Here is a 22,651-nt window from a genome sequence, read left to right as displayed (position 1 = left end):
GGTGGGAGTTCAGGATGTGCCTGAGACGCTCGACGACGCGACGCTGATCGGCCGCTCGGTCGGCGACCCCGAGAGCTTCGCGGCGCTGTTCGACCGGCACGCCGACGAGATCCACAGGTACGCGGCGCGCCGCCTCGGCGGCGAGCTGGCCGACGACGTGACCGGCGAGGTGTTCCTGGTCGCCTTCCGCGGCCGGGCCCGCTACGACGGCGCCTGGCCCGACGCTCGCCCCTGGCTCTACGGGATCGCGACCAAGGTCGTCGCCCAGCACCGCAGGGCCGAGCGGCGCCGCACCGCGGCGATGGCCAGGGTGAGCACCGAGCGCCCCGGCACGTTCGACGAGCGCAGCGCCGACCGGGTCACCGCCGAGCAGCTCCAGCCCCGCCTGGCCAGGGCGCTGACCCGGCTCAGCGCGGCGGAGCGCGACCTGCTGCTCCTGCTGGCCTGGGCGGACCTGACCTATGAGGAGGCGGCGCTCGCCCTCGGCGTGCCCGTCGGCACCGTCCGGTCCAGGCTGCACCGGCTCCGCGTCAAGGTACGCAGGGCGCTCGGCGGCACCGACCCCTTCGCAGAGGAGCCCCAGCATGGATGACGAGATTCGCGAGTTCGCAGAGGGACGCCCGGACGTGCCGCCGTACGGGGCCGAGGCCAGGGCGCGGGCCCGTGAGCGGCTGCTGGCGGAGGCGCGGCACGGGCGCCGCTTTCGCCTGCCGCGGCTGGGCTGGCAGGCCGCCGCCGCGTTCGGGGTGACGGTCGTGCTCGTCGGGGGCGTCGCCGTCGCCCTGTCGAACCAGGGCCCCGGCGGCCCCGCCACCTCGGTCGTCCAGGCCGTCGAGATGCCGAAGGGCGAGCTGAATCCGCGGCCCGGCCAGTTCATCGTGGTCGAGTCCGAGACGATGTACACCTCCCAGTCCTTCGCCGACGGCAAGGAGACGCGGTACCTGTACCGGACGCACCGCAAGATCTGGCAGTCGACGGACGGCAGCGCGAACGGCCTGCTGATGTCCGAGAGCCTCGAACCCCGGCCCTGGCCTGGCGAGGCGCTGCCCGAGGAGGCGAAGGCGCCGCTGGACGGCCCCTCCTACATGGGGCTGCCGTCCTGCCCCGAGAAGTTCGGCGAGCGCCGCACCGACTACGCCTACCTCAGCACCCTGCCCACCGACGCCGCCGCCCTGCGCGAGCGGCTCTACCGGCTCAGCGCCCGCCCGCAGGAGGCGGGCAAGGCCGCCGACCGGGACGTGGAGGCGTTCGGGCAGGGGCGCGACCTGCTCCTGGAGACGTACCTGCCCCGGGCGCAGCGGGAGGCGCTGTTCGAGGCGATCAAGGGCATCCCCGGGGTGGAGACGGCCGACGGAGTGAAGGACTCCGCCGGGCGCGCCGGGACGGCGCTGCAACGCCTCGACCACGGGGGAGTGCGCACCCAGCTCATCTTCGACCCCGCGACCTACCTCTACATGGGGGAGCGGCAGGTGGTCGTGGACGCGGCCGAGGCGAAGGCGCCCGAGGGCAGCGTGCTGGCGTGGACGGCGCAGCTCGGTGTCGCGGTGGTGGACCGGCTGCCGGACGTGGAGGCGAGCACGGAGGGCGACGTGACCTGCACCCAGCCCCAGCCCTTGGAAAGCCTCGCCCCGATGCCCCCGTCCGCCGTGCCGACGGAGAGCGCCGCGCCGGTGGCATCGCCGGCCGCGCCGACGGAAAGCGCGCCGGCCGCCGTGCCGACGGAGAGCGCCTCGCCCGTGGCGTCGCCTGCGGAGAGCGCGCCGCCGGCCAAGCCGGGCGAGAGCGCGTCGCCGGTGCCCAAGGAGACGGCCCCTTCGGCGGTGCCCGAGACGCGTGCCGCGGACCGGCCGACGGAAGGCCCCTCGCCGGTGGCCACGCGTTGACCACGCGGATGGTCGAGTGAGCGCCGTTACGGCGCCCGGCCACGTGAACCGGAGGAGCGTCTCCCTGGACAGGGCCCAGCCACGTGCGGTGGGTGGGCCCTGGTCGGCTCTGCCGTAGAACTAAGAGGTTTTGAGCTCGTAGATGGCGTCGGCGAGCTGGTTGATCGCCCAGAGGAGGTCCTCCTCGGAGACCACGATCGGCGGCGCCAGCCGGATCGTCGACCCGTGCGTGTCCTTGGCCAGCACGCCGCGCTTCATCAGCGCCTTCGACACCTCCCGCCCCGTGCCGATCGACGGGTCGATGTCCACGCCCGCCCACAGCCCGCGCCCGCGCACCTCCAGCACGCCCTGCCCGATCAGCTCGCGCAGGCGCCCGTGCAGGACCTCGCCGAGCTTCGCGGCCCGCGCCTGGAACTCGCCGGTGTTGAGGATCTCGATCACGGCGTTCGCGACCGCGCAGGCCAGCGGGTTCCCGCCGAACGTGGAGCCGTGCTGCCCCGGGTGGATGATCCCGAGCACGTCGCGGTCGGCGGCGATGGCCGAGACCGGGACGACCCCGCCGCCCAGCGCCTTGCCCAGCACGTAGATGTCGGGCACGACCCCTTCGTGGTCGCACGCGAACGTCTGCCCCGTGCGCCCGAGCCCCGACTGCACCTCGTCGGCGATCATCAGGATGCCCTCGGACGTGCACAGCTCCCGCAGCTCGCTCAGGTACCCGTCGGGCGGCACCAGCACCCCGGCCTCGCCCTGGATCGGCTCGACCAGCACCGCCACCGTGTTCGCGTCGACGGCCGCCCGCACCGCCTCGATCGAGGCGTAGGGGACGACGCGGAAGCCGGGCGTGTACGGGCCGAAGTTGTCGTGCGCGTCCGGATCGGTGGAGAAGCTCACGATCGTGGTGGTGCGGCCGTGGAAGTTGCCCTCCATCACGATGATGGTGGCCTGGTCGGGCTCGACGCCCTTGACCTCGTAGCCCCACTTGCGCGCCACCTTGATGGCGGTCTCGACGGCCTCGGCGCCGGTGTTCATGGGCAGGATCATGTCCTTGCCCGTCAGGTCGCCGAGCCCGGTGCAGAACTGCGCGAACTGGTCGTGGTAGAAGGCGCGGCTGGTCAGCGTGAGGCGTTCGAGCTGCTCCTTCGCCGCTTCGATGATCTTCGGATGGCCGTGGCCGAAGTTGAGCGAGGAGTAGCCGGACAGGCAGTCCAGATACCGCTTGCCGTCGACGTCGGTGACCCAGGCGCCGTGCGCCTCGTGGATCACCACCGGCAGTGGATGGTAGTTGTGCGCGCTGCGGCGCTCGCTCACTTCGATCAGCTCTGCGCTGGTGGTCATGATCAGTTCTCCCCCCTGATCTCCAGTGTGCAGCACTTCGGCCCGCCGCCCGCCTTACGCAGCTCCGACAGGTCGACCGGGATCACCTCGTACCCCCGGCGCTTGAGCTCCAACTGCAGATCGGACGCTTCGGCGTTGATGACCACGTTCTTGCCGTCGCTGACCGCGTTGAGCCCCAGCACCTCGGCGTCGCGCGCGCTCGCGATCACCGCGTCGGGGAACATGCGGCGCAGCACCGCGAGGCTGCCCGGCGAGAACGCGTCCGGGTAGTAGGCGACGTTGCGCCCGTCGAGCGGGAACAGCGCCGTGTCCAGGTGGTAGAAGCGCGGGTCCACCAGCGTCAGCGAGATCACCGGGCGGCCCAGGTACTCCTGCGCCTCCTGGTGGGCGACCACGTCCGTGCGGAAGCCGGTGCCGGCCAGGATGACGTCGTCGAGCGTGAGGAAGTCGCCCTCGCCCTCGTTCACGTGCGCCGGCTCCAGCGTCGGGTAGCCGCGCTCGGCGAACCAGCGCAGGTAGGCGGGGCCCTCGGGGCCGCGCTGCGGGTAGGCGAAGCGGGCGCCGTAGGCCCGGCCGCCCACGACCAGGGCGCCGTTCGCGGCGAAGACCATGTCGGGCAGCCCCTCGATCGGGTCGATCAGGCTGACCTCGTGGCCGAGCTCCTCGTACGCCGCCTTCAGGCCCTCCCACTGCCGGACCGCCACGTCGCGGTCCGCGCCGGCCTCGGGATGCATCCACGGGTTGATCGCGTACTCGACCGTGAAGTACTCAGGACGGCACATGAGGAAGTGTTTGGGCATGCAGCACTCCATCGGCTCTCAAGCAGGGAAAACCCCCTCATCGCAGGGGATGAGGACAGCCTAGGAATCGGTGTTTGCGCAGGCCAGGGGTTGACATTGCGTGTTCGCGCGGGTCTGTTGCGTCTCTCAGCCCGAAGCGGTGGATTCGTTGCGCGGCTGCGCCACGGCCGCGCCCGGCGGTGTGTCGACGAGCCTCGACAGCACGATGGAGCTCTTCGTCCGCACCACGAACGCCATCGCCGCGATGCGCTCGATCACCCGCTCCACGTGCCGCACGTCCGTCGCCCTGATGTGCAGGAGCGCGTCCGCCTCGCCCGTGATCGTGGCCGCCGCCACCACTTCGGGGAACCTGGCTACGGCCAGCGCGATGTCCGACGGCTTCGTCTTGCCCTGGCAGAACAGCTCGACGTAGGCCTCGGTCGTCCAGCCGAGCGCCTGCGGCGACACCCGCGCGCTGAACCCCGTGATCGCCCCCGTCTCGCGCAGCCGGTCGACCCGCCGTTTCACCGCCGACGCGCTCAGCCCCACCTGCTGCCCGATGTCGGCATAGGTCTGGCGCGCGTCGTCCACGAGAGCCGCGATGATGTCACGATCGAGCCGGTCCAGTTCCACGCGCTCTGTATACAGCCTGGCCAGGCTGGCGCGCGACGAGTGGCGCGCGGGAGACTGGGCGCGACAATCGTGACCGAAAGGCATCCGCCAGCATGAGCATCACGAGCTTCCCCGAAGACTTCGTGTGGGGAGTTTCGACGTCGGCTTACCAGATCGAGGGGGCCACCGCCGCCGACGGCCGCCTGCCGTCCATTTGGGACACCTTTTCCGCGGACCGGGCGGAGGCGTGCGACCACTACCACCGGTATCCCGACGACGTGCGGCTGATGAAAGAGCTGGGAATGGCCGCCTACCGGTTCTCGGTGAGCTGGGCGCGCGTCTTCCCGGAAGGGCGCGGCAAGCCGAACGCGGCCGGCCTCGACTTCTACGACCGGCTGCTCGACGAGGTGACCGCCGCCGGCATCACCCCCTACGCCACCCTCTACCACTGGGACCTGCCGCAGGCGCTGGAGGATCGCGGCGGCTGGCCGGCCCGCGACACCGCCGAGCGCTTCGCCGAGTACGCCGCCGCCGTCCACGACCGGATCGGCGACCGGGTGGACACCTGGTTCACGCTGAACGAGCCGTGGGTGGCGGCCTTCCTCGGCTACGGCTCCGGCGTGCACGCCCCCGGCCGCAAGTCGGCCGCCGACGCCTTCCGCGCCGCCCACCACATGCTGCTCGGCCACGGCCTGGCCGTCCAGGCGCTGCGCGCGGCCGGGGCCGAGAAGGTCGGCCTCGTGCTCAACATCGCGCCCGTCATGACGCCCGCCCAGGTCAGCGACTTCGGCAGGGAGCTGTCGGAGGAGGACGCGGCGGCCGTGGCCCGGATCGACGCCCTGGCCAACCGGCAGTTCCTGGAGCCGGCGCTGCGCGGCGCGTACCCGGCGGAACTGCTGCCCGTCATCGATCGGCACGCCGGCCTCGGCCACGTCCGCGAGGGCGACCTGGAGACCATCGCGCAGCCGCTCGACCTGCTCGGCGTCAACTACTACACCCCGCTCGTCGTCCAGGCGCAGCCCAGCGAGCCCGCCGACCCCGCCTATCCCGGCAGCGAGGGCATTCTGTTCTGCACCATTCCCACGGCGGTCACCGCCATGGGCTGGCCGATCGTCCCCAACTGCCTTTCCCTGCTTCTCGGCCGCATTTCCCGCGAATATCCCGGCCTCGATCTGATGGTCACCGAGAACGGCGCCGATTTCGTCGACGTGGTGACCGGCGACGGCATTCACGACGTCGAGCGCATCAGCTTCATCGAGGAACATCTGCGTGCCCTGCGCGCCGCCATCGACGACGGCGCCCGCGTGCGCGGATATCTCGTCTGGACGCTGCTCGACAATCTCGAATGGTCCGACGGCTACCAGCGCAAGTTCGGCCTCGTGCACGTCGACTTCGCCACCCAGCGGCGGCGCATGAAGGACAGCGCCCTGTGGTACCGCGACGTCATCCGCCGCAACGGGCTCGCCGAGACCCGGCCGCGCCGCCCCACCCTGGAGACGGTGGCCGCCCGCGCCGGCGTGTCCAGGGCGACGGTCTCCCGCGTCGTCAACGGCGAGTCGTCGGTCAGCCCCGAGGTCCGCACCGCCGTGATGCGCGCCGTCAACGAGCTCGGCTACGTGCCCAACCTGGCCGCCCGCAGCCTCGTCACCCGCCGCACCAACGCCGTCGCCCTCGTCCTGTCCGTCCCCCGGCAGGGCGCGGACGCGCTCACCTCCGCCGTCGTCCAGTACGTCACCAGCCTCCTGGAGGGTGCCGGCAAGCAGATCACGCTCATGCTCGCCGACACCGCCGAGAGCCACCGCCGCATCGCCGCGCACGTCGAGGCCCGGCTCGCCGACGGCGTCGTGCTGCTGCCGCCCGACCGGGGCGACACCCTGGCCGAGCGCCTGTCCCGCACCGGCGTGCCGCTCGTGCTGCTGGGCAAGCCGCCGATCGCCTCGCTCGTCCCGTACGTGGACGTGGACAACGCCGGCGGCGCCGTGGCGGCCACCGAGCACCTGCTCGCCCGGGGGCGCCGCCGCATCGGCATGGTCTGCGGCCCCACGGACCTGGTCACCGTCCAGGACCGGCTGGCCGGGCACCGGACGGCGCTGCAGCGCGCGGGCCTGACCCCGCACCTGGCCCCGGCCGGCGACCTCACCCGCGCGGAGGGCGCCGCCGCCACCCGGCGGCTGCTCACCGAGGCGCCGTCGCTCGACGCCGTCTTCGCCGCCACCGACCAGCTCGCCATCGGCGCCCTCCAGGCGGCCCGCGAGCTGGGCCGGCGGGTGCCCGACGACCTGGCGGTGGTCGGCTTCGACGACGTGGACGCCGCCTCGGCCACCACGCCCGCGCTCACCACCGTCCGCGTCCCGGTCGCCGACCAGGCGCTGGCGCTGGCCCGGCTGCTGCTGTCGCGGCTGGAGGGCCGCCACACGACGTCCGTGGTGCTGCCCACCCGGCTCGTCGTCCGGGAGTCGGCCTAGAGCTGCTGCTGCTCGAACAGGTGCGGGAAGACCTTGGACACCTTCGACAGCAGGTACTCGCCGTAGGTGCCGGTGAAGTCCACCTGGCCGTCCCACCGCTGCCCTCCGGCGTAGGGAAGGGGCGGCACCTCGCTGTCCCAGCCGGGGTCGAAGAAGAACGGGAAGCTGAGGCGCTCGTTGCCGCTGCGGTTGCGGACGCGGTGCGGGGTCGAGCGGTAGCGGCCGCCGGTGAGCTTGTCGAGCATGTCGCCGATGTTGCACACGAACGTGCCCGGCACCGGGGGCGCCTCGATCCAGCCGGTGGCCGTACGGACCTGGAGGCCGCCGTTGCCGTCCTGGAGGAGCAGCGTCAACAGCCCGTAGTCGGTGTGCTCGCCGACACCCCAGGTGTCGGGGTCGTCGGCGGGCCCCGGCGGATAGTGAAATATCCGGAAAAGGATGGTGGGATCGGCCGTGTATCCCGTCCGGAAGTAGTCCTCCGCCAGCCCCAGGCTCAGCGCGATGCCGCTCATCACCGCCTGCCCGACCCGCGTCATCGCGGGAAGGTACTCCAGAACCGCCTCCCGCAGCTCCGGCACCTGGGCCGGGAACAGGTTCGGCCCGTGCAGGGGCAGGTCGCCCGGCGGCTGCTCGGCGCCGAAGTAGATGCCCTCCTTCAGGTCGGGCCGCCCTGAGGTCAGCTCGCCGCCGACGGGGAAGAAGCCCCGCCAGGCCCGGCCGCCGCGTGCCATCGAGATCTCGTCCTTGACGGGCTCGGGCAGCGCGAAGAAGCGCCGGCTCGCCGCGTCCAGCCGCTCGATGAGCGCGGGCGGCACGCCGTGGCCCGAGACGTAGAAGAAGCCGTGCTCCCGGCAGGCGGCGCCGATGGCGTCGGCGACGGCCCGCTTGCCTGGGTCCGCCGCCTCCGCCTGGAGCAGCGGGGCGATGTCGATCACCGGCAGTTCGCTCATCGCCCCATTGTTCCCCGGAACGTCCTGGTCGTGCCGGTCAGGAGGTCGCGAACGTGAACCAGTTGACGTTGACGAAGTCGGCCGGCTGGCCGGAGGAGAAGGTCAGGTACACGGTGTGGGTGCCGGTCACGCCCGAGATGTTGGCCGGGACGGTGCGCCAGCTCTGCCAGCCGCCCGTGTTCGCCAGCGCGAAGTCGCCGATGGGGGCGGCCGTCGGGCTGTCGAGGCGGACCTGCACGAGCCCGCTCACCCCGGCCGCCGCCCCGGACGCCACCCTGGCCCTGAACTGGGTGGCGGGCGTCGAGCCGAAGTCCACGCCGTCGTAGCGCAGCCAGTCGCCGTTGGAGATCGCCCCGATGTTCTGGCCGCCGCCCGAGTCGGTGGTGGTCTCGGTGATCGTGCCCGACTGGGCCTGGTAGCGCTCGGCCTGGATCGTCGAGCGGGCGTCCACGCCGCCCGGCGGGGTGGTGGGGTCGGTGCCGCCGCCACCGCTCTGCCAGACCGCCACGTAGTCGACCATCATCGGCCGGCCGGGGACGGTGGCGGCGGTCGGGGTGGAGCCGCCCAGCGCGTTGGGGAACGCGCCGCCGATCGCCACGTTGAGCAGCAGGAAGTAGCCGGCGTGGCCGGTCATGTTGCTCCAGGTGGTGGCGTCGAACTGCGACTGGCTGACGCTGTGGAACTGCTGGCCGTCCACGTACCAGCGCAGCTGGTTGGGGCTGACGCTGCGGTCCCACTCGAAGCGGTAGGTGTGGTAGGCCGACTGGCAGGTGGAGCCGGGGCAGGCGCGGCTGGCGCCCAGGCCGGTGGTCTCGTTGCAGGGGCCGCCCGGGTTGACGCCGCAGTGCAGCACGCCCCAGACGGAGTTGATGCCGTTGACGTTCTCCATGATGTCGAACTCGCCGATGCCCGGCCAGTTCCAGTAGTTGCCCCGGTAGGGCGCCCCGAGCGCCCAGAACGCCGGCCAGTACCCGAGCGCGGCGTCCCCGGTCACGTTCGGCATCTGGATGCGGCTCTCGATGCGCAGGATGCGCCCGTCGGCGGGCTTGAAGTCGGCGCGCCTGGTCTCGATGCGGGCCGAGGTCCACTCGCCGGACGAGCTGCGCAGCGGCGTGATGCGCAGGTTGCCGGAGCCGTCGAGGCTGAGGTTGGCGGTGCTGGAGGTGTAGTTCTGGATCTCGCCGGTGCCCCAGTTGGCCGGGCCGCCGGGGTAGGCGTGGCCGGTGTCGATGATCCAGTTGCTGGACGAGGGCAGCGTGTTCGCGGAGCCGTTGAAGTCGTCGGACCAGACGAGGGACCAGCCGGAGGGCGTGGCCGGCACGCTGGCCGAGGCGCTGACCGCCGTCTTGATGAGCAGGCCGCTGAGTGCCACGAGGACGGCGGCCATGGCGGCCAGGCGGCGCCGGTTCGGTGTTGTCATGCTCGCTCCTGGGGGGTGCTAGAGAGCGCTCTCTCCAAGATCTGAGCACAGCCTTTACGGGGTGTCAACGTAGGCAGGCGGAAGGGAGAGCGCTCTCCAGATCCCGAGAAAAGGGAACGGCGCCGCGCGCGGAAGGCGCGGCGCCGCATGACGAGGAGGGGAAGGCTCAGCCCTTCTCGGCCTCCCCCGTCGCCTGCTCCAGGGCGTCCTCCGGGGACGCCTCCAGGTCCTGCTCGGCGTCGGCGCCCGCCTGGGCGGACGCCTTGTCCAGGCGCACCCAGCTCGTCACGCTCTCCACCGCGAACAGCACGAACAGGTACGCCGTCAGCACCGCCAGCACCGGCGTCAGCACGCCCAGCGCCGCCCCGGCCCCGATGACCAGCAGCCGCAGCTCCCAGCCGAGCCCCGCCCGGAACACCCAGGCAGGGGGCCAGATGCTCTGGCGCGTGCGGTAGACGGTGTCGTAGGTGTGGTAGCCGACGACGTACACCAGCACGAACAGCAGCCACTTCGGCGCCTCGGCCGTCAGGCCGATCGCGATGATGGTGAAGAACTCGGCCGCGCGCAGCAGCGGCGGGGTGAGCCAGTCGAAGCGGCCCAGGTGGTCGCGCGGCGTCGTGGGCAGCACCAGCAGCAGCACGATCGCGACAGGCAGCAGCAGGATGGGGCCGCCGGAGTCGAGCAGCCCCGCGACCGTGACGCCGACCACGGCGAGCAGGGCCACGAGCGTGGCGGGCACGGGCGGCAGACCGCCGCCGAGCTTGCCGGCCAGGACGGTGGCGAGCGGCCCGTCGTCGCGGTAGGCGACGAGCCGGGCGGTCTGGATGCGGCGGCGCTCCTCGTCGGGGTCCGGCGTGGGGGTGGCCATGGCCTGCGGGTGGGTGATCATACGAGCGACCTCATGAGGCGTCCGGTGAGGGTGTAGGCGGCGGCGACGGAGCCCCAGATCACGAGCGTGATGAAGGTGATCCGGGCGTCGAAGAGGGCGGCGGTGATCGCGATGGCCGCGAAGCGCTCGCCGATGGGGAAGACGATCATCTTACGCGCCCAGTGGACGACACGGTACTTGCCGGCCTTCGTCCACATCTTCAGCACGCCACGCAGACCCTGGCTGCGCTCCACCTTGCGGGCGGTCAGCTTCTGGCGCAGGTCGCGGTCGTCGGGGGCGTCGAGCGGGGTCGTGGGCAGCGGGGCCGGGGGCTTGCGGCGGTTGGCGACGCCGAAGGAGAAGTCGAGCAGGTGGCGGACGGACTGCAGGCTCAACGCGGCCAGCGCGAGGATCCAGATCTCGTCGCCGTTGCCGGAGACCACCCAGCCGACGGCCAGGCCCGCGAAGACGACGTACTCCTTGAACCGGTCGAACGTCGCATCCAGCCAGGCCCCCAGCACGCCGAACTTGCGGGCGTACCGGGCGACCTGCCCGTCGACGCAGTCGAAGACGAAGGCGAAGTAGATCAGCACGCCGCCCAGCACCATCCACGGGCGCTCGCCGGTGGCGAAGCAGGCGGCCGCGGCCACGCCCAGCGTGATCGAGATCAGCGTCACCTGGTTCGGCGTCAGGCCGCGGCGGGCGGCCCAGCGGGCGATGTAGCGGGAGTAGGTGGAGACGAAGAACGTGGTGAAGAAGCCGTCGGCGCCCTTGACGGCGTTGTTCAGGCGGGAGCGGTCTTCGTCCATCCCGGCCATCTCGGCGCCGGCCTCGTTCACCTCCTCCTGGGTGGTGACCCGGCGGTAGAACAGGTCGCGCCGGCCCCTGATGCCGACCGACACGCCGTTGCGCACCAGACCGAACACGACGAGCTGCACCAGGTCGTCGTCGGCGCCGAACCGGTCGGCCATCGCCGCCAGTTCGCGGCACGTCTCGGCCAGCCGCGGCGCGTTGCGCGCGCTGATGTGCAGGGGGCCGAGCGCCACCGCGTTCGGCCTGGTCACGGCGTGGTTGGCGGTGCCCACCGAGACGACGCGCGACTTGCCGACACGCAGGCGCACCGGCAGGCCCTCGACGCGGTTCATGCCGATCTCGGGCTCGGCCTCGTCGATGGGGATGCGATCCTCGGCGGCGTTGTCCTCGGGGCCGTTCTCCTCCAGGCCGTTGTCCTCCGTCACCCCCACCCGCGGCTCTTTCGCGACGAGCGCCAGCGCACCGCGCTTGGACTTGGTGATCTGGTAGATCAGCTCGTCGTGGACGACAGAGTTCTCAGGGATGATGAACAGGCTCTCCGTTGCTTGCTCGGCGACGTCGGCCAGGGCGCGCAGCGCGGACGCCACGTCGTCCGTCGGGATCGTGGCGAAGCGCGGATCCATGGAGGTGAGCTGGCTGCGCAGCCGTTCGGACACGGACGGATTGCCGGAAAGCGCGGCCAGCCTCAGGCCGGTCGGAGAGATGTCGGGGCCGGGCGAGGCGCCCAGCAGGACCACGCGGGTCATGACTCCCTTTCGAGGCGGTAGCGGGGGGTTGAACAACGGGTAATGCGGGGACAGGGGTCAAAGTCTAGTGAGAGTGACGCAAAGTCGCGTCACACGAGCATGCCCGTAACGTTCCGTCCGCCGGTATACAGGTCGGCCGTAAGATGTGCGAGTGAGTCTCTACCGTGACGAAGGCGTGGTGCTACGCACCCAGAAGCTCGGTGAGGCCGACCGCATCGTCACGATCCTGGCCAAGCGCACGGGCAAGATCCGGGCGGTGGCGCGCGGCGTGCGCCGCACGAAGTCGCGCTTCGGGGCCAGGCTGGAGCCGTTCACGCACGTCGACCTGCAGCTGCACACCGGCCGCACGCTCGACGTCGTCACCCAGGCGGAGACGATCAGGCCCTACGGGGAGGCGCTGGCCGCCGACTACCCCCGCTACACCGCCGGCAGCGCCATGCTGGAGACCGCCGACCGGCTCACGCACGGCGAGAAGGAGCCCGCGCTGCGGCAGTTCCTGCTGCTGGTGGGCGGGCTGCGCACGCTCGCCGACCGCGGCCACGAGGCCAGGCTGGTGCTCGACGCCTACTTCCTGCGCTCCCTGGCCGTGGCCGGCTACGCTCCCGCGCTCGAGGCGTGCGCCAAGTGCCAGGCGCCGGCCATCAGGGCGTTCGCCATCGTCGCGGGCGGCGTGGTGTGCGGGGCGTGCAAGCCGGCCGGCTCGGCCGTGCCCGCCGGCGAGACGATCGGGCTCATGACGGCGCTGCTGCGCGGCGACTGGGCCACCGCCGACGCCTCCGAGTCGCGCCACCGCAGCGAGTGCAGCGGCCTGGTCGCCGCATATCTGCAATGGCACCTCGAACACGGAATACGCTCTCTCCGACACGTCGAAAGGGAGCCCGCGTGAACGTACGACCTCCGTCCCCCCACCCGTCGGGGGCGACCCCGCCGCCCATCCCGCGCGAGCTGGTGCCCCGGCACGTCGCGATCGTCATGGACGGCAACGGCCGCTGGGCCAAGGCCCGCGGCCTGCCCCGCACCGAGGGGCACAAGGCCGGCGAGTCGTCGCTGTTCGACGTCATCGAGGGCGCCATCGAGCTGGGCATCCCCTACCTGAGCGCGTACGCGTTCTCCACGGAGAACTGGAAGCGCTCGCCCGACGAGGTGCGCTTCCTCATGGGCTTCAACCGCGACGTCATCCGGCGGCGGCGCGACGAGCTCAACGCGATGGGCGTGCGCGTGCGCTGGGCCGGGCGGCCCGGCCGGCTGTGGAAGAGCGTCATCTCCGAGCTGCAGACCGCCGAGGAGATGACGACGTCCAACCGCACGCTGACCTTGCAGTTCTGTGTCAATTACGGCGGGCAGGCCGAGATCGTCGACGCCGCGCTCAAGCTGGCCGAGGACATCGCGGCCGGGCGGGTCAAGCCGTCGAAGGTCAACGAGAAGACGTTCGCCCGCTACCTCGACGAGCCCGAGATCCCGCCGGTCGACCTGTTCCTGCGCTCGTCGGGGGAGCAGCGCTTCTCCAACTTCCTGCTGTGGCAGTCCGCCTACGCCGAGATGGTCTTCCTCGACCGGCTGTGGCCCGACTTCGACCGGCGGGACCTGTGGGAGGGGTGCGAGATCTACGCCAAGCGCGACCGGCGCTACGGCGGGGCGATCCCCAACCAGGTCTAGCCGGCTCCAAGAGCGCGGATGCTGGCGAAGCGGTCGAGCGCCTGCTCGAAGGCGGCCGGCGTGATCGAGATGCCGCCGCTGAAGGGGAAGTCGAGCTGGTAGACCAGGAACAGCACCAGCCCCACCATGCCGCCCACGGCCGCCGCCATGGTGATGTGCACTTTCCGGTTGGCGCTGCCGCACAGGATCGAGGGCAGCAGCGCGACCAGCCCGCAGGTCGCCAGCGCCACCCACAGCAGCGGCGGCACGCCGGTGTCGGCCATCTGGGCGCGCGAGCGGCGCGCGTCCAGGACGGCCTGCATGCGGCTCAGCGCCTGCCCGTAGCGGGCCGAGGGGCCGCTGCCGTCCGGCTGGACGGTCTGGAAGAACGCGCGCAGCTGCTCCGAGGCCCGCCAGGCGCTCGGCGACAGGCGGTGCTCCTCGGCCATGAGAGGCCACTCCTCGCGGATGACCGTGGTGGTGTAGTTACCGGCGAGCGTCTGCAGGGCGACGCGCTGCGGGGCGGGCAGCGTGCGCGAGTACCAGTAGACGTCCGTCAGGTTGCTGGCCTCGGTCGCGCTGGTCTCGGTGGCGGTGTTGACCTGGTTCCACGCGGCGACCACGACCAGGCCGATGCTGACCGCGAACAGGGTGCCGACGATGCCGGTGATCACCCCGCTGCCGTCGCGGTAGTCCTGGCGGGTCTGGGCGGGGATGCGGCGGTTGGCGACGTACGCGGCGAGGGCCGCGAGCGCGGCGAACGTTCCGGCGATGAGCAGGCCGATGGCGGCGATGAGCATGGTGACCTCACTTTCCGTGCGTGAATGATCGCGCACAGTGAGAGTCGAGCGCCAGGGGGTGATCAGCCTGATGTGCCGCCGCTGCTTCTGTAGCGGCCCGGTGCGGTGCCGAACTCCCGCTTGAACGCCTTGGCGAACGCGAACTCCGTCGCGTACCCCGTCCGCTCCGCCACCGACCGCAGCGGCAGGTCGGTCTCGCGCAGCAGCCGCGCCGCCGTCGTCATCCGCCACCACGTCAGGTACGCCAGCGGCGGCGCCCCCACTTTGCCCGCGAACCGCTGCGCGAACGCCGCCCGCGACAGCCCCGCCCGGGCCGCCAGCGACTGCACCGTCCACGGTGTCGCCGGATGCTGGTGGATGGCCCGCAGCGCCGCCGTCACCGCCGGATCCCGCAGCGCCGCGCCCCAGCCGGTGGCCTCGTCGCCGGGCCGGCTGTCGTACCAGGCGCGCAGGACGTATACGAGCAGGACGTCGAGCAGCGCCGACGTGGCGGTCTCGAACCCCGCGTCCTGCATGGACTGGAGCTCGCGTCCGAGCAGCTCGATCGCGCCCCTCAGGGACGGGTGGCGGCCGATGCTGGCCGGGATGTGCATGACGTCGGGCAGCTCGGTCAGCAGCGGGTGGAGCCTCGACTGGTCCAGCCGGTACGCCCCGCACAACATCTCCGTCAGCGGGCCGGGGCCGTCGCGGTGCAGGCTGCCGATGGGGGAGCCGTCCTCGTACTCGGGGACGGCCTCCACCAGCGGCGTGGTGACCGCGTCCGCGAGGCCGTGACCCAGCTCGCGCGGCAGGAACACCACATCGCCCACCCCGAGGTGCACCGGCTCCCCTGAGGCGGGCAGCAGCCAGCACGAGCCTTGCAGGATCACGTGGAACCCGGCGCCCTGCTGCGGCTGGAACCGCATGCCCCAGGGGCCGTGCAGGCGGGTGCGCGAGGCGTGCGGCCGCCCTGTGCGCATGGCGGAGATGGCGTCGCTGAGCACGTCCATGTCCGAACGGTATCGCTTGGCGGGGTGCTGCTGGACGATCGGACATGGCGGGCGGAGCGCCGGACATGGGCACCCGCCGCTCCTCCTCCTAGCGTGAGCTGCGTCGATCAAGGCGGTTGAGGAGGAGACGATGAAGGTCGCAGTGCATGGAGCCAGCGGGTTCACCGGACGGCTCACGGTGGCGGAGGTGCGGCGGCGCGGGTTCACGCCGGTGCTCGTCGGGAGGTCCGAGTCGCGGTTGCGGAGCGTCGCCGAGGCCGGCGAGGAGATCCGGGTGGCCGGGCTCGACGAGCCGGACGCGCTGGCGGAGGCGTTCCGGGACTGCCCGGTGGTGATCAACTGTGCCGGGCCTTTCACGGTGCTGGGGGAGCCGGTCATCCGGGCCGCGATCGCCGCCGGAGCGCACTACGTGGACACCTCGGGGGAGCAGCGGTACATCGGCCGGGTGCTCGACGAGGCGCACGAGGACGCCGTGCGGGCCGGGGTCACGGTCGTGCCGGGGCTGGCCGACGACGGCGGGCCGGGGGACATGATCGCGCACCTGGTGGCCGAGCGGGCCGGCACCATCGGCTCGTCCGGAGGTGTCGCCGTGGCCGAGGTGCTGGTGGCGGACCTGCGGGGGCCCGGGGCCGCCTCGCGGGGGACCGCGCGGTCGATGGCGGCGGTGCTCGGGGAGGAGCCGCTGGCGTACACGGACGGGACCTGGCACCCGGACGGTCTCGACGAGGGCGCGTCCCTCGCCGTTCCCGGGGAGGACGGGCAGGTGGCCGTCGCCGTGTTCGCGTTGCCCGGCGTGGTCACCGTCCCGAGGCACGTGCGGGCGGGGCGGGTCCGCAGCGCGATCCGGACCGAGGTGGCGGCCATGTTCTCGGCGCTGACGCCCGACGTCGTGGCGAGCGTCCCCGAGATCCCGGACGAGGCGGCCAGGCGGGCCTCGCGCTGGCTGATGCTGGCCGAGGCGACCGGCCCGGACGGCGCGGGCGGTGCAGGCGGTGCTGACGGCTCCGGTGGCGCGGGCGGGAAGCGGGCGCGGGGCTGGGTGACGGGGCTCGACCCCTACGGGATGACCGCGGTGATCGCCGTCGAGGGTGCGCGCCGCCTGGTCGCGGACGGTGCACCGGCGGGGGCGGTGACGCCGGCGCAGGCGTTCGACCCGGCGTCCTTCCTCGACCACCTCACCTCGCACGGCGTCACCTGGCAGGTGACCCCGGCCTGAACGTGCGGAGGTGAGGCCCGCCTTGTCGCGCGCTATACGTGGGTATAGCCTCCTGTTCACCAGAACAGTCGGCTATACCCATGAACAGGAGCTGGTCACGGTGAACGGACCGCTCGCCCGGTGCCGGGAGGCCCGATGAACGCCACCCTCGGCACCGGCACCCTCGCCCGCCTCGCCCTGCGCCGCGAACGAGGCATCGCCCCCTGGTGGATCCTGCTGATCGTGTCCTTGTCCCTGGTGATGGTCGCCTACATCAACCGGAACATGGGCACGTACGAGCTCAAGCTCACCTACCTCAAGGTCATCGCCGGCAACCCGTTCCTGCGCGCGATCGGCGGCGGCGTCGTGGAGCCGCGCCTCGACGTGCTCGCCACCTGGCGCAGCGGCGGCTTCCTCTACCTCGCCAGCGCGCTGGCGGCCCTGATGTCCGTGATCCGCCACACCCGCAAGGAGGAGGACGCGGGCCGGAGCGAGCTGGTCCTGGCCGGCCGGATCGGCCGGGCCGCCCCGTTGACGGCCGCGCTGCTGGTCGCCGGCGGGACCAGCCTGATCGGCGGCGCGCTGACCGCCGCCGCGCTGATCGGGGTAGGGCTGGAGCCGGCCGGCTCGCTCACCTACGGCGGCGGCATCGCGGTCGCCGGCTGGATGTTCGGCGGCATCGCGGCCGTCGCCGCGCAGCTCTCCCGCAACGCCCACGCCGCGACCGTGATCGCCCTGACCGCCCTCGGCGCCGCCTACGTGCTGCGCTTCGCGGCCGACGTGTCCGGGCAGGCGTGGCTGAAGTACCTGTCGCCGGTGGGCTGGGTCCACCTGGTGGAGCCGTACCAGAGCGAGCGGTGGTGGCTGCTGGGGGTCTGCGTGCTGGTGTCGGCGATCCTGTACGGGGCCGCGTACCGGCTGCTCGCCCGCCGCGACCTCGGCTCCGGCCTGCTGCCCGAGCGCCCGGGCCGCGAGTCGGCCCCCGGGCTGCGCGGCCCGGTCAGCCTGGCCTGGCGGCTGCACCGCGCGCTCCTGCTCAAATGGCTGGCGGGGGTGGCGGTCTTCGCCCTGCTCGGGGGCGCGCTGACCGCGCCCGCCCGCGACCTGGTCTCCCGGCCCAGCATCATCGTCGACAACATCACCCACTTCCTCGGCATCGCCGCGGGCGAGAAGATGGTCGCCGGTTACCTCTGGTACCTGATCCTGATCATCGCCTACGCCGTCGCCCTCTACCCGGTCCTCATGATCGTCCGGCTACGGGCGGAGGAGACGTCCGGACGTGCCGAGGCCCTGCACGCCACCCCCATGACCCGCCTGCGCTGGGCGTCCGGCCACCTCCTCGTGACCGCGCTCGGCACGGCGGCCCTGATGGCCGTGGCCGGGCTCGCCTTCGGCGTGATCTACTCCCTGGCCGCCGGCCACCTGCTCACCGACGCCCCGGCCTACCTGGCGGGCGCGCTGAGCACCGTCCCGGCGGCGTGGTGCGTGGGGGCGGTGTGCCTGCTGGCGTATGGCCTCCTGCCACGGGCCGCGGTGGTGATCGTGTGGCTCGCGTGGATCCTGACCACCGGCCTCGGCCAGGTGGTCGGGCCGCTGTACGGGCTGTGGGGCGGCAGCCCGGCCGAGCCGTTCCACTACATCCCCAACGCCATGCTCGCCACCGCGTTCCCGCTCGTCCCGGTGACGGCGCTGCTCGCGATCACGGCCCTCCTGACAGCTGCGGGCCTGCTCGCCTTGCGCCACCGCGACTTCGGCACCTGACCCTTTCCCGGCGGCGGCCCGGGTTCGGCGGGCAACCGTCGTCGCCTGAGTCGATGGCGCGGATGCTGCTCGCCGAGCAGCCGTCGTCGCCTGAGCCCAAGCCGGCTCATCTCTGCCTCCAGCCTGCCGCCACCTCGTATGCAGGTCACGCGGCAGGCTGTGGGGCAAATCGCGCGGCAGGCCGTTCGCGCACGCCGTCCGCGCAGGCCGTTCGCGCAGGTGGTTCGGGCGGGCCGTTCGGGCAGGTCATGCGGCAGGTCGCGAGTGAATGCGCCGCGAGCAGCCGCCGTCACGAGCGACGGCGCGAGGCCATCGCCAATCACGACTGAGGCCATCACCAACCACGACCTGGGGCCGTCACGTCAGGTCAGATGCTGATTGCCACGCCTCGTTGAACTCCTCCGCGCTGATCTCGTGCTCCTCCGTGAGCCCCAGCTCCTCCAGCGGCTGGTCGGTCATCATGTCGGGAGAATCGCTCGCGGTGCCCCTGAAAACGCCGTCTTCGTAAATCTCCAACTGGCGGCTCACCCACTGCCCGTCGAACTCGAGGTATGCGATTCCCTCGCCCAAATCGGATTCAGCCTCGTGTCGAAAATAGCGTTTCATGGGCCTATCGTAGCCGCCGACGTCAGAGCTGAATACGAAGTCTTTCCAGAAGGCATTAACAAGTCGCTGTCCGGATGTGAGTATTCTTCTGATTCTCGACCCTGGGGCGGCAGGGGGTGCGGCCTGCACACGGTCCCCCGTGGGCCCGCCGTGCCCGCCCTCCCGCACGTTACGGGCCGCTGATAGCTGTTGCGCAATTCAGCCCGCCTCGCCCCGAATGCGCGGCGACATCACTGCGAATAACCACGGAATGTGACGTACCCGATAGGTGTCCCCGCGAGAGAAAGTCGCCCGGGTCCGAGCGGTAAAGTCCGGCATGAAATCGCACATATTTTCTAAGAAGTTGATCTAGCGCCCGAACCGTCGGGCCGCGCGGCGCAGGGGGCCGGGGTCTTGGCACCCGATCGGCCCGCACGGGAGGATGAGCCCGGAGAGACGCGGGAGGTCCTGTTCGGCGAGGTTGCGTGAGTGGTGCGAGTCCGGTGAGGAGATCTCGCCCCGAGATCAGCATGGTGATCTTCGACTCCACCGTGCCGGTAGGGGGCGGCGCCCAGGCCGTCTCCCTGTGGGCCACGGCCGCCCCAGGTGCCCGACGACGAGCTCGACCGCCATGCGGAGCCCGCCTGCCGGGCACGTTTCCCCGAGCAGAAGGTGTTCCCCGCCGAGGAGTTACGCGCCCCCTCGCCGCTACGGTTGTACCGGGCGCGCGTCACGCTCCCGCCCTCCGCCTCGCGTACTCACGGATGCGCGCACGATCCTCCGGAAACACCCCCTCCCAGTCGTGCGAGAGAGGCACCCAGGCCACCGGCTGCCCGCACTCCTCCACCAACGGCACCGACCGGCGCACGACGGCCCCGTAGGACAGGCCGAGCGTGAGACCAAGACCGGGATCGTAGGACCGCACCGCCACCGCCGCCGGAACGTCCAGTAACTCGACGCGGACCCCCGTCTCCTCGTACAACTCGCGGCGAGCGGCCTCTCGCGGGCTCTCCCCAGGCTCCACCCGCCCGCCCGGCGGCACCCAGCCCCGCCGGCGGTGCCGCACCAGCAACACCTCCCGGAAGCTCTCGTCCAGCACCCACACCTCGGCTCCGAGCGGATCCATCGGCCCCTTCATGGCCGACTCCAGCCAGGCGCACGCGCCGTCGAACTCGGCTTCCGCCCTGCGCGCATCCAGCAGAGCCGCCCGCAACATGACCCGGTCGGGCCCGTCCACACGCATGCGGCCACGCTACTGATCAGGCCCGACAGTTACGGGGGACGCGTCCTTCGCAAGCCTGGGCACAGGCGCGCGGGGAGAGGTCAGAGCCGCATCTGGTTCGGCGGGATACGAAGGTTCCTGCCCTTCGCCCGCATGAGGTGAAGGAGCCGGTACCCCTCATGACGGGTGCAGCAGCCGTCGGTGATGCCCTCGCTGATGAGATCGGCCGTGTCGCGGGCGGTGATGCCGATGCGACGCGCGTACTCGAGGGCGTCGCGATCATCGGTGATCCAGTAGGAGCCGGCATAGGCTGCCCAGTTGCGGATGATGTGGCAGGTCTGCGCTTCCCCTAGGTGTTTCAGTGGCTCGCTCGCTGAGCCGCCGAACACGACGCGTCGAATCCGCTCGACGTGCTCGGCCTCTGCCTCATCATCGATCTCGATGGGCGCACCGAGCCATCCTTCGCTCGCCACCTTGTCCAGATCAGGGTAGAAGCGGGCAGATCGCCTAGCCTCGTAGGCGATCGCTTCCGTCCAGCGGCCTCGCTCGCGCAGGATCCGCTGGAGGAGCGAGAGGCTGTCCACCGAGGCGAAGTTGCACAGCACGGTGTTGTCAGGGAACCAGTACCAGGTCATGGCTGGAGCGGGGGATCCTCTCTCATGCCGCTGATCGCCTCACGCAGCGTGTCGGTGTCGACGCCGATCAGGTTCGCGTACGGCCGGAGCGTCGTCTTCCCGTCGGCGTACGCATGGAACGTCGTGCGCACCAGCGGCGCGGGGATGCGTGGACGGGAGGCGAGCTGGATCCATTCGCCGAGCGCCTCGACCGCGTCCGCCTTGCGGGCGGCATCCCAGGTCGTCAGGGTCCGGAAGGAGTCGCATCGGCTCTTGTCGATGAGCTGGAGGTTGAACAGCCGCCAGGCGAGGGTGCTCGGTGACACCCACAGCTCGCACGCCAGCCGTGCGAAGGTCTCCAGCGACCAGGTGAGCTGCCCGGCTCTCTCGCGCAGCATCGTGGCGGGCAGCAGCAGCTCGGCCGCGAAGGCGTTCGCGCGCCTCTCGGTGGGCTTGCGGCGGTGCTCGGCGTCGTGGAGGTTCACGTCGAGGTGGAGGCCCTGGTCGTCTCTCGCGAGGAGGTGGCCGAGCTCGTGGGCGATGGTGAACCTCTGCCGGGCGGGAATCTCCGAGGTGCCCACCACGATCAACGAGGTGTCGCCGTCGGACCAGGACAGCCCGTCGAAGCCGTCGGGCAGGCGGTGGATCCGGACGTCTACCCCGAAAGCCGCTTCCACCGCGCTCGCGAGGTCCTGGCACCGCCACAGTTCGATGCCCTTCTCGGCGGCGTGAGCCGTGGCGCGTGCGGCGAGGTCGCGGTCATGGGCCGGGACGGAGCCGGCCGCTTGGGCGGGCTCCAGGCGTGCGACCTCCTGGCGGTAGCCGAGGTAGGCGAGGTCGGCGCGGATCCGCGCGAGACGCTCGGCCTCGCGGATGGCCTCCTCGGCGGAGGAGAGAGGGGTGGTGGCCGTCCGTGCGGCGATCGAGGGGGTGATCGAGGCGGCACCCAGCAGCCAGTCGACGGACACCCCGCACAGGTCGGCGATCCGGGCCAGGTCGAGGGAGGTGAATCGTCTGACGCCCGACAACGACTTCGACATCTTCGGGGCGTCGAGGCCGGCTCTGACGGCGAATTCCGCTTGGGTGAGGCCGCTCTCCGCGATCAGCTGACGTACACGTGCTGCAGTTTCCCCGGCCATGGGAAGAGCCTACGGACCGATTGCGAAAATCGCAAGGAAGGGCTTGTCTGATAGTGGTGATGGGTTCGCGGTCGGCGTCTTCTCGGCGGGATCGCGTCCGGGGGTGCGGGGGCCGGCAGGCCACCGCTGGGGGTGTGGGGGCGTGCCCCCACAGGGCGCTGTCCGAGCTCTTATCGTGCGAAGCACGCCTTTGGGAGAGGGCCGAGCAGTTTCCCCGGGTACCCCCTACGAGGCTCTGGGGGTCAGGCGCGGCGGCGGGCGCGGTAGGCGGCTACGTGCATGCGGTTGCCGCACGTGCGGCTGTCGCAGTAGACGCGGGAGCGGTTGCGGGACTCGTCGACGAAGACGCGGTCGCAGTCGGGGGCCGAGCAGGTGCGCAGGCGTTCGGCCTCGCCTTCCACGAGGAGGTGGGCGAGGGCGACGCCGCAGTCGGCGGCCACGTGCTCGGCGAGGGTGGCGTCGGCGGCGAAGTAGTGGACGTGCAGCGGGTGGCCGTCGTGCTCGGTGAGGCGCGGGGTGATGCGGGTCTCGGCCAGGAGCGCGTTGAGGGTGCGGACGGCGGTGGGCTGGTCGGGGGCGGTGAAGACGCGGTGGAAGGCCTCGCGGACCATGCGGACCTGGCCGAGGTCGCGGGCCGTGAGCGTGCTGACGCCGCTGATCTTGCGGGATTCCACGAACGCCTGCAGCTCGGCAAGGCCGGACAGGCCCTCTTCGCCGCCGGTGGACGGCGAGGTGTTGACCAGTTCGACAACGGTGGCCAGAGAATGCACCATGTCATGGCCAAACGGCATGTTGACTCCTGTCCGGGCTGGCTTCTAGCGTGGTCGCAGCGTATCTCCT

21 protein-coding genes are annotated in these 22,651 nt (G+C 71.6%); 7 read left to right on the top strand and 14 right to left on the bottom strand.

Annotated features, from left to right (window positions below):
* Positions 1-16 precede the first annotated feature (16 nt).
* Positions 17-592, top strand: a complete 576-nt coding sequence (locus tag KIS93_RS47660; RefSeq protein ID WP_230465487.1) for an RNA polymerase sigma factor — start codon at positions 17-19, stop codon at positions 590-592.
* Positions 585-1,883, top strand: coding sequence for a CU044_5270 family protein (locus tag KIS93_RS47655; RefSeq protein ID WP_080041894.1), 1,299 nt, complete (start codon positions 585-587; stop codon positions 1,881-1,883). The genes KIS93_RS47660 and KIS93_RS47655 overlap by 8 nt, the downstream gene beginning before the upstream one ends.
* A 120-nt stretch (positions 1,884-2,003) precedes the next feature.
* On the opposite strand, the gene rocD is transcribed toward KIS93_RS47655, so the two are convergent.
* The 3 genes from rocD to KIS93_RS47640 all read right to left on the bottom strand — a co-directional run bounded on the left by rocD (position 2,004) and on the right by KIS93_RS47640 (position 4,630).
* A complete protein-coding gene (rocD, locus tag KIS93_RS47650) occupies positions 2,004-3,218 on the bottom strand; it encodes an ornithine--oxo-acid transaminase (protein ID WP_080041893.1) in 1,215 nt (404 codons plus the stop codon).
* Positions 3,219-3,220: 2 nt separating this feature from the next.
* Entirely contained in the window at positions 3,221-4,018 is a 798-nt protein-coding gene (gene ddaH, locus KIS93_RS47645; RefSeq protein ID WP_080047122.1) for a dimethylargininase, read from the bottom strand.
* Between the two features lie 126 nt (positions 4,019-4,144).
* Positions 4,145-4,630, bottom strand: a complete 486-nt coding sequence (locus tag KIS93_RS47640; RefSeq protein ID WP_080041892.1) for an Lrp/AsnC family transcriptional regulator — start codon at positions 4,628-4,630, stop codon at positions 4,145-4,147.
* A gap of 92 nt (positions 4,631-4,722) precedes the next feature.
* Between KIS93_RS47640 and KIS93_RS68505 the strand changes: the two genes are divergently transcribed.
* Positions 4,723-7,074 carry a GH1 family beta-glucosidase gene (locus KIS93_RS68505; RefSeq protein WP_080041891.1) on the top strand — a complete coding sequence of 784 codons (2,352 nt, stop codon included), beginning with the start codon at positions 4,723-4,725 and terminating at the stop codon, positions 7,072-7,074.
* Here KIS93_RS68505 and KIS93_RS47630 read toward each other — a convergent pair.
* The 4 genes from KIS93_RS47630 to KIS93_RS67925 all read right to left on the bottom strand — a co-directional run bounded on the left by KIS93_RS47630 (position 7,071) and on the right by KIS93_RS67925 (position 11,871).
* Positions 7,071-8,024 (bottom strand): isopenicillin N synthase family dioxygenase, encoded by a 954-nt coding sequence (locus tag KIS93_RS47630; protein ID WP_080041890.1) that lies wholly within the window; start codon positions 8,022-8,024, stop codon positions 7,071-7,073. The genes KIS93_RS68505 and KIS93_RS47630 overlap by 4 nt on opposite strands.
* A gap of 37 nt (positions 8,025-8,061) precedes the next feature.
* A complete protein-coding gene (locus KIS93_RS47625; RefSeq protein WP_080041889.1) occupies positions 8,062-9,444 on the bottom strand; it encodes a glycoside hydrolase family 16 protein in 1,383 nt (460 codons plus the stop codon).
* 166 nt (positions 9,445-9,610) lie between these two features.
* Positions 9,611-10,333: a DUF5941 domain-containing protein gene (locus tag KIS93_RS67930; RefSeq protein ID WP_080041888.1), complete on the bottom strand. Its 723-nt coding sequence runs from the start codon at positions 10,331-10,333 to the stop codon at positions 9,611-9,613.
* Complete coding sequence (locus KIS93_RS67925; RefSeq protein ID WP_080041887.1) at positions 10,330-11,871, bottom strand: CDP-alcohol phosphatidyltransferase family protein; 1,542 nt, start codon at positions 11,869-11,871, stop codon at positions 10,330-10,332. The genes KIS93_RS67930 and KIS93_RS67925 overlap by 4 nt, the downstream gene beginning before the upstream one ends.
* Before the next feature lie 151 nt (positions 11,872-12,022).
* On the opposite strand from KIS93_RS67925, the gene recO reads away from it, so the two are divergent.
* Both recO and KIS93_RS47605 read left to right on the top strand, forming a co-directional pair.
* A complete protein-coding gene (gene recO, locus KIS93_RS47610) occupies positions 12,023-12,757 on the top strand; it encodes a DNA repair protein RecO (protein WP_080041886.1) in 735 nt (244 codons plus the stop codon).
* A complete protein-coding gene (locus tag KIS93_RS47605) occupies positions 12,700-13,527 on the top strand; it encodes an isoprenyl transferase (RefSeq protein WP_230465486.1) in 828 nt (275 codons plus the stop codon). The genes recO and KIS93_RS47605 overlap by 58 nt, the downstream gene beginning before the upstream one ends.
* Here KIS93_RS47605 and KIS93_RS47600 read toward each other — a convergent pair.
* Together KIS93_RS47600 and KIS93_RS47595 are read right to left on the bottom strand one after the other, a co-directional pair.
* On the bottom strand, positions 13,524-14,306 hold the full coding sequence (locus KIS93_RS47600) for a bestrophin-like domain (RefSeq protein WP_080041884.1): 783 nt from the start codon (positions 14,304-14,306) through the stop codon (positions 13,524-13,526). The genes KIS93_RS47605 and KIS93_RS47600 overlap by 4 nt on opposite strands.
* A 62-nt stretch (positions 14,307-14,368) precedes the next feature.
* Positions 14,369-15,295, bottom strand: a complete 927-nt coding sequence (locus KIS93_RS47595; protein WP_080041883.1) for an AraC family transcriptional regulator — start codon at positions 15,293-15,295, stop codon at positions 14,369-14,371.
* 130 nt (positions 15,296-15,425) lie between these two features.
* Between KIS93_RS47595 and KIS93_RS47590 the strand changes: the two genes are divergently transcribed.
* The gene (locus KIS93_RS47590) at positions 15,426-16,511 is read left to right on the top strand and encodes a saccharopine dehydrogenase family protein (protein ID WP_080041882.1); all 1,086 of its coding nucleotides are present in this window, start codon (positions 15,426-15,428) and stop codon (positions 16,509-16,511) included.
* 135 nt (positions 16,512-16,646) lie between these two features.
* Positions 16,647-18,251, top strand: a complete 1,605-nt coding sequence (locus tag KIS93_RS47585) for an ABC transporter permease (RefSeq protein WP_080041881.1) — start codon at positions 16,647-16,649, stop codon at positions 18,249-18,251.
* Positions 18,252-18,608: 357 nt separating this feature from the next.
* On the opposite strand, the gene KIS93_RS47580 is transcribed toward KIS93_RS47585, so the two are convergent.
* The 5 genes from KIS93_RS47580 to KIS93_RS47560 all read right to left on the bottom strand — a co-directional run bounded on the left by KIS93_RS47580 (position 18,609) and on the right by KIS93_RS47560 (position 22,602).
* Entirely contained in the window at positions 18,609-18,857 is a 249-nt protein-coding gene (locus tag KIS93_RS47580) for a hypothetical protein (protein WP_155128366.1), read from the bottom strand.
* A gap of 709 nt (positions 18,858-19,566) precedes the next feature.
* Positions 19,567-20,079, bottom strand: a complete 513-nt coding sequence (locus tag KIS93_RS67920; RefSeq protein WP_155128364.1) for an NUDIX domain-containing protein — start codon at positions 20,077-20,079, stop codon at positions 19,567-19,569.
* An 80-nt stretch (positions 20,080-20,159) separates the two neighbouring features.
* Entirely contained in the window at positions 20,160-20,693 is a 534-nt protein-coding gene (locus tag KIS93_RS47570; RefSeq protein WP_080041879.1) for a hypothetical protein, read from the bottom strand.
* Positions 20,690-21,811, bottom strand: a complete 1,122-nt coding sequence (locus tag KIS93_RS47565) for a helix-turn-helix domain-containing protein (protein WP_080041878.1) — start codon at positions 21,809-21,811, stop codon at positions 20,690-20,692. The genes KIS93_RS47570 and KIS93_RS47565 overlap by 4 nt, the downstream gene beginning before the upstream one ends.
* 242 nt (positions 21,812-22,053) lie before the next feature.
* Complete coding sequence (locus tag KIS93_RS47560; protein ID WP_080041877.1) at positions 22,054-22,602, bottom strand: CGNR zinc finger domain-containing protein; 549 nt, start codon at positions 22,600-22,602, stop codon at positions 22,054-22,056.
* Positions 22,603-22,651 lie beyond the last annotated feature (49 nt).

The sequence above is a fragment of the [Actinomadura] parvosata subsp. kistnae genome, assembly GCF_900323885.1.
Taxonomy (GTDB): Bacteria; Actinomycetota; Actinomycetes; order Streptosporangiales; family Streptosporangiaceae; genus Nonomuraea; species Nonomuraea composti.
Note: the sequence above shows the minus strand (reverse complement) of the source record. Positions and strands in the feature narration are given on the sequence as shown.

What these genes read in the sequence shown, in the direction of transcription:
- KIS93_RS47655 (WP_080041894.1), top strand. Translation starts at nt 585, where the DNA reads ATGGATGACGAGATTCGCGAGTTCGCAGAGGGACGCCCGGACGTGCCG.
- rocD (WP_080041893.1), bottom strand. Translation starts at nt 3,218, where the DNA reads ATGACCACCAGCGCAGAGCTGATCGAAGTGAGCGAGCGCCGCAGCGCG.
- ddaH (WP_080047122.1), bottom strand. Translation starts at nt 4,018, where the DNA reads ATGCCCAAACACTTCCTCATGTGCCGTCCTGAGTACTTCACGGTCGAG.
- KIS93_RS68505 (WP_080041891.1), top strand. Translation starts at nt 4,723, where the DNA reads ATGAGCATCACGAGCTTCCCCGAAGACTTCGTGTGGGGAGTTTCGACG.
- KIS93_RS47630 (WP_080041890.1), bottom strand. Translation starts at nt 8,024, where the DNA reads ATGAGCGAACTGCCGGTGATCGACATCGCCCCGCTGCTCCAGGCGGAG.
- KIS93_RS47625 (WP_080041889.1), bottom strand. Translation starts at nt 9,444, where the DNA reads ATGACAACACCGAACCGGCGCCGCCTGGCCGCCATGGCCGCCGTCCTC.
- KIS93_RS67930 (WP_080041888.1), bottom strand. Translation starts at nt 10,333, where the DNA reads ATGATCACCCACCCGCAGGCCATGGCCACCCCCACGCCGGACCCCGAC.
- KIS93_RS67925 (WP_080041887.1), bottom strand. Translation starts at nt 11,871, where the DNA reads ATGACCCGCGTGGTCCTGCTGGGCGCCTCGCCCGGCCCCGACATCTCT.
- KIS93_RS47605 (WP_230465486.1), top strand. Translation starts at nt 12,700, where the DNA reads ATGGCACCTCGAACACGGAATACGCTCTCTCCGACACGTCGAAAGGGA.
- KIS93_RS47600 (WP_080041884.1), bottom strand. Translation starts at nt 14,306, where the DNA reads ATGCTCATCGCCGCCATCGGCCTGCTCATCGCCGGAACGTTCGCCGCG.
- KIS93_RS47595 (WP_080041883.1), bottom strand. Translation starts at nt 15,295, where the DNA reads ATGGACGTGCTCAGCGACGCCATCTCCGCCATGCGCACAGGGCGGCCG.
- KIS93_RS47590 (WP_080041882.1), top strand. Translation starts at nt 15,426, where the DNA reads ATGAAGGTCGCAGTGCATGGAGCCAGCGGGTTCACCGGACGGCTCACG.
- KIS93_RS47585 (WP_080041881.1), top strand. Translation starts at nt 16,647, where the DNA reads ATGAACGCCACCCTCGGCACCGGCACCCTCGCCCGCCTCGCCCTGCGC.
- KIS93_RS47580 (WP_155128366.1), bottom strand. Translation starts at nt 18,857, where the DNA reads ATGAAACGCTATTTTCGACACGAGGCTGAATCCGATTTGGGCGAGGGA.
- KIS93_RS67920 (WP_155128364.1), bottom strand. Translation starts at nt 20,079, where the DNA reads ATGCGTGTGGACGGGCCCGACCGGGTCATGTTGCGGGCGGCTCTGCTG.
- KIS93_RS47570 (WP_080041879.1), bottom strand. Translation starts at nt 20,693, where the DNA reads ATGACCTGGTACTGGTTCCCTGACAACACCGTGCTGTGCAACTTCGCC.
- KIS93_RS47565 (WP_080041878.1), bottom strand. Translation starts at nt 21,811, where the DNA reads ATGGCCGGGGAAACTGCAGCACGTGTACGTCAGCTGATCGCGGAGAGC.
- KIS93_RS47560 (WP_080041877.1), bottom strand. Translation starts at nt 22,602, where the DNA reads ATGCCGTTTGGCCATGACATGGTGCATTCTCTGGCCACCGTTGTCGAA.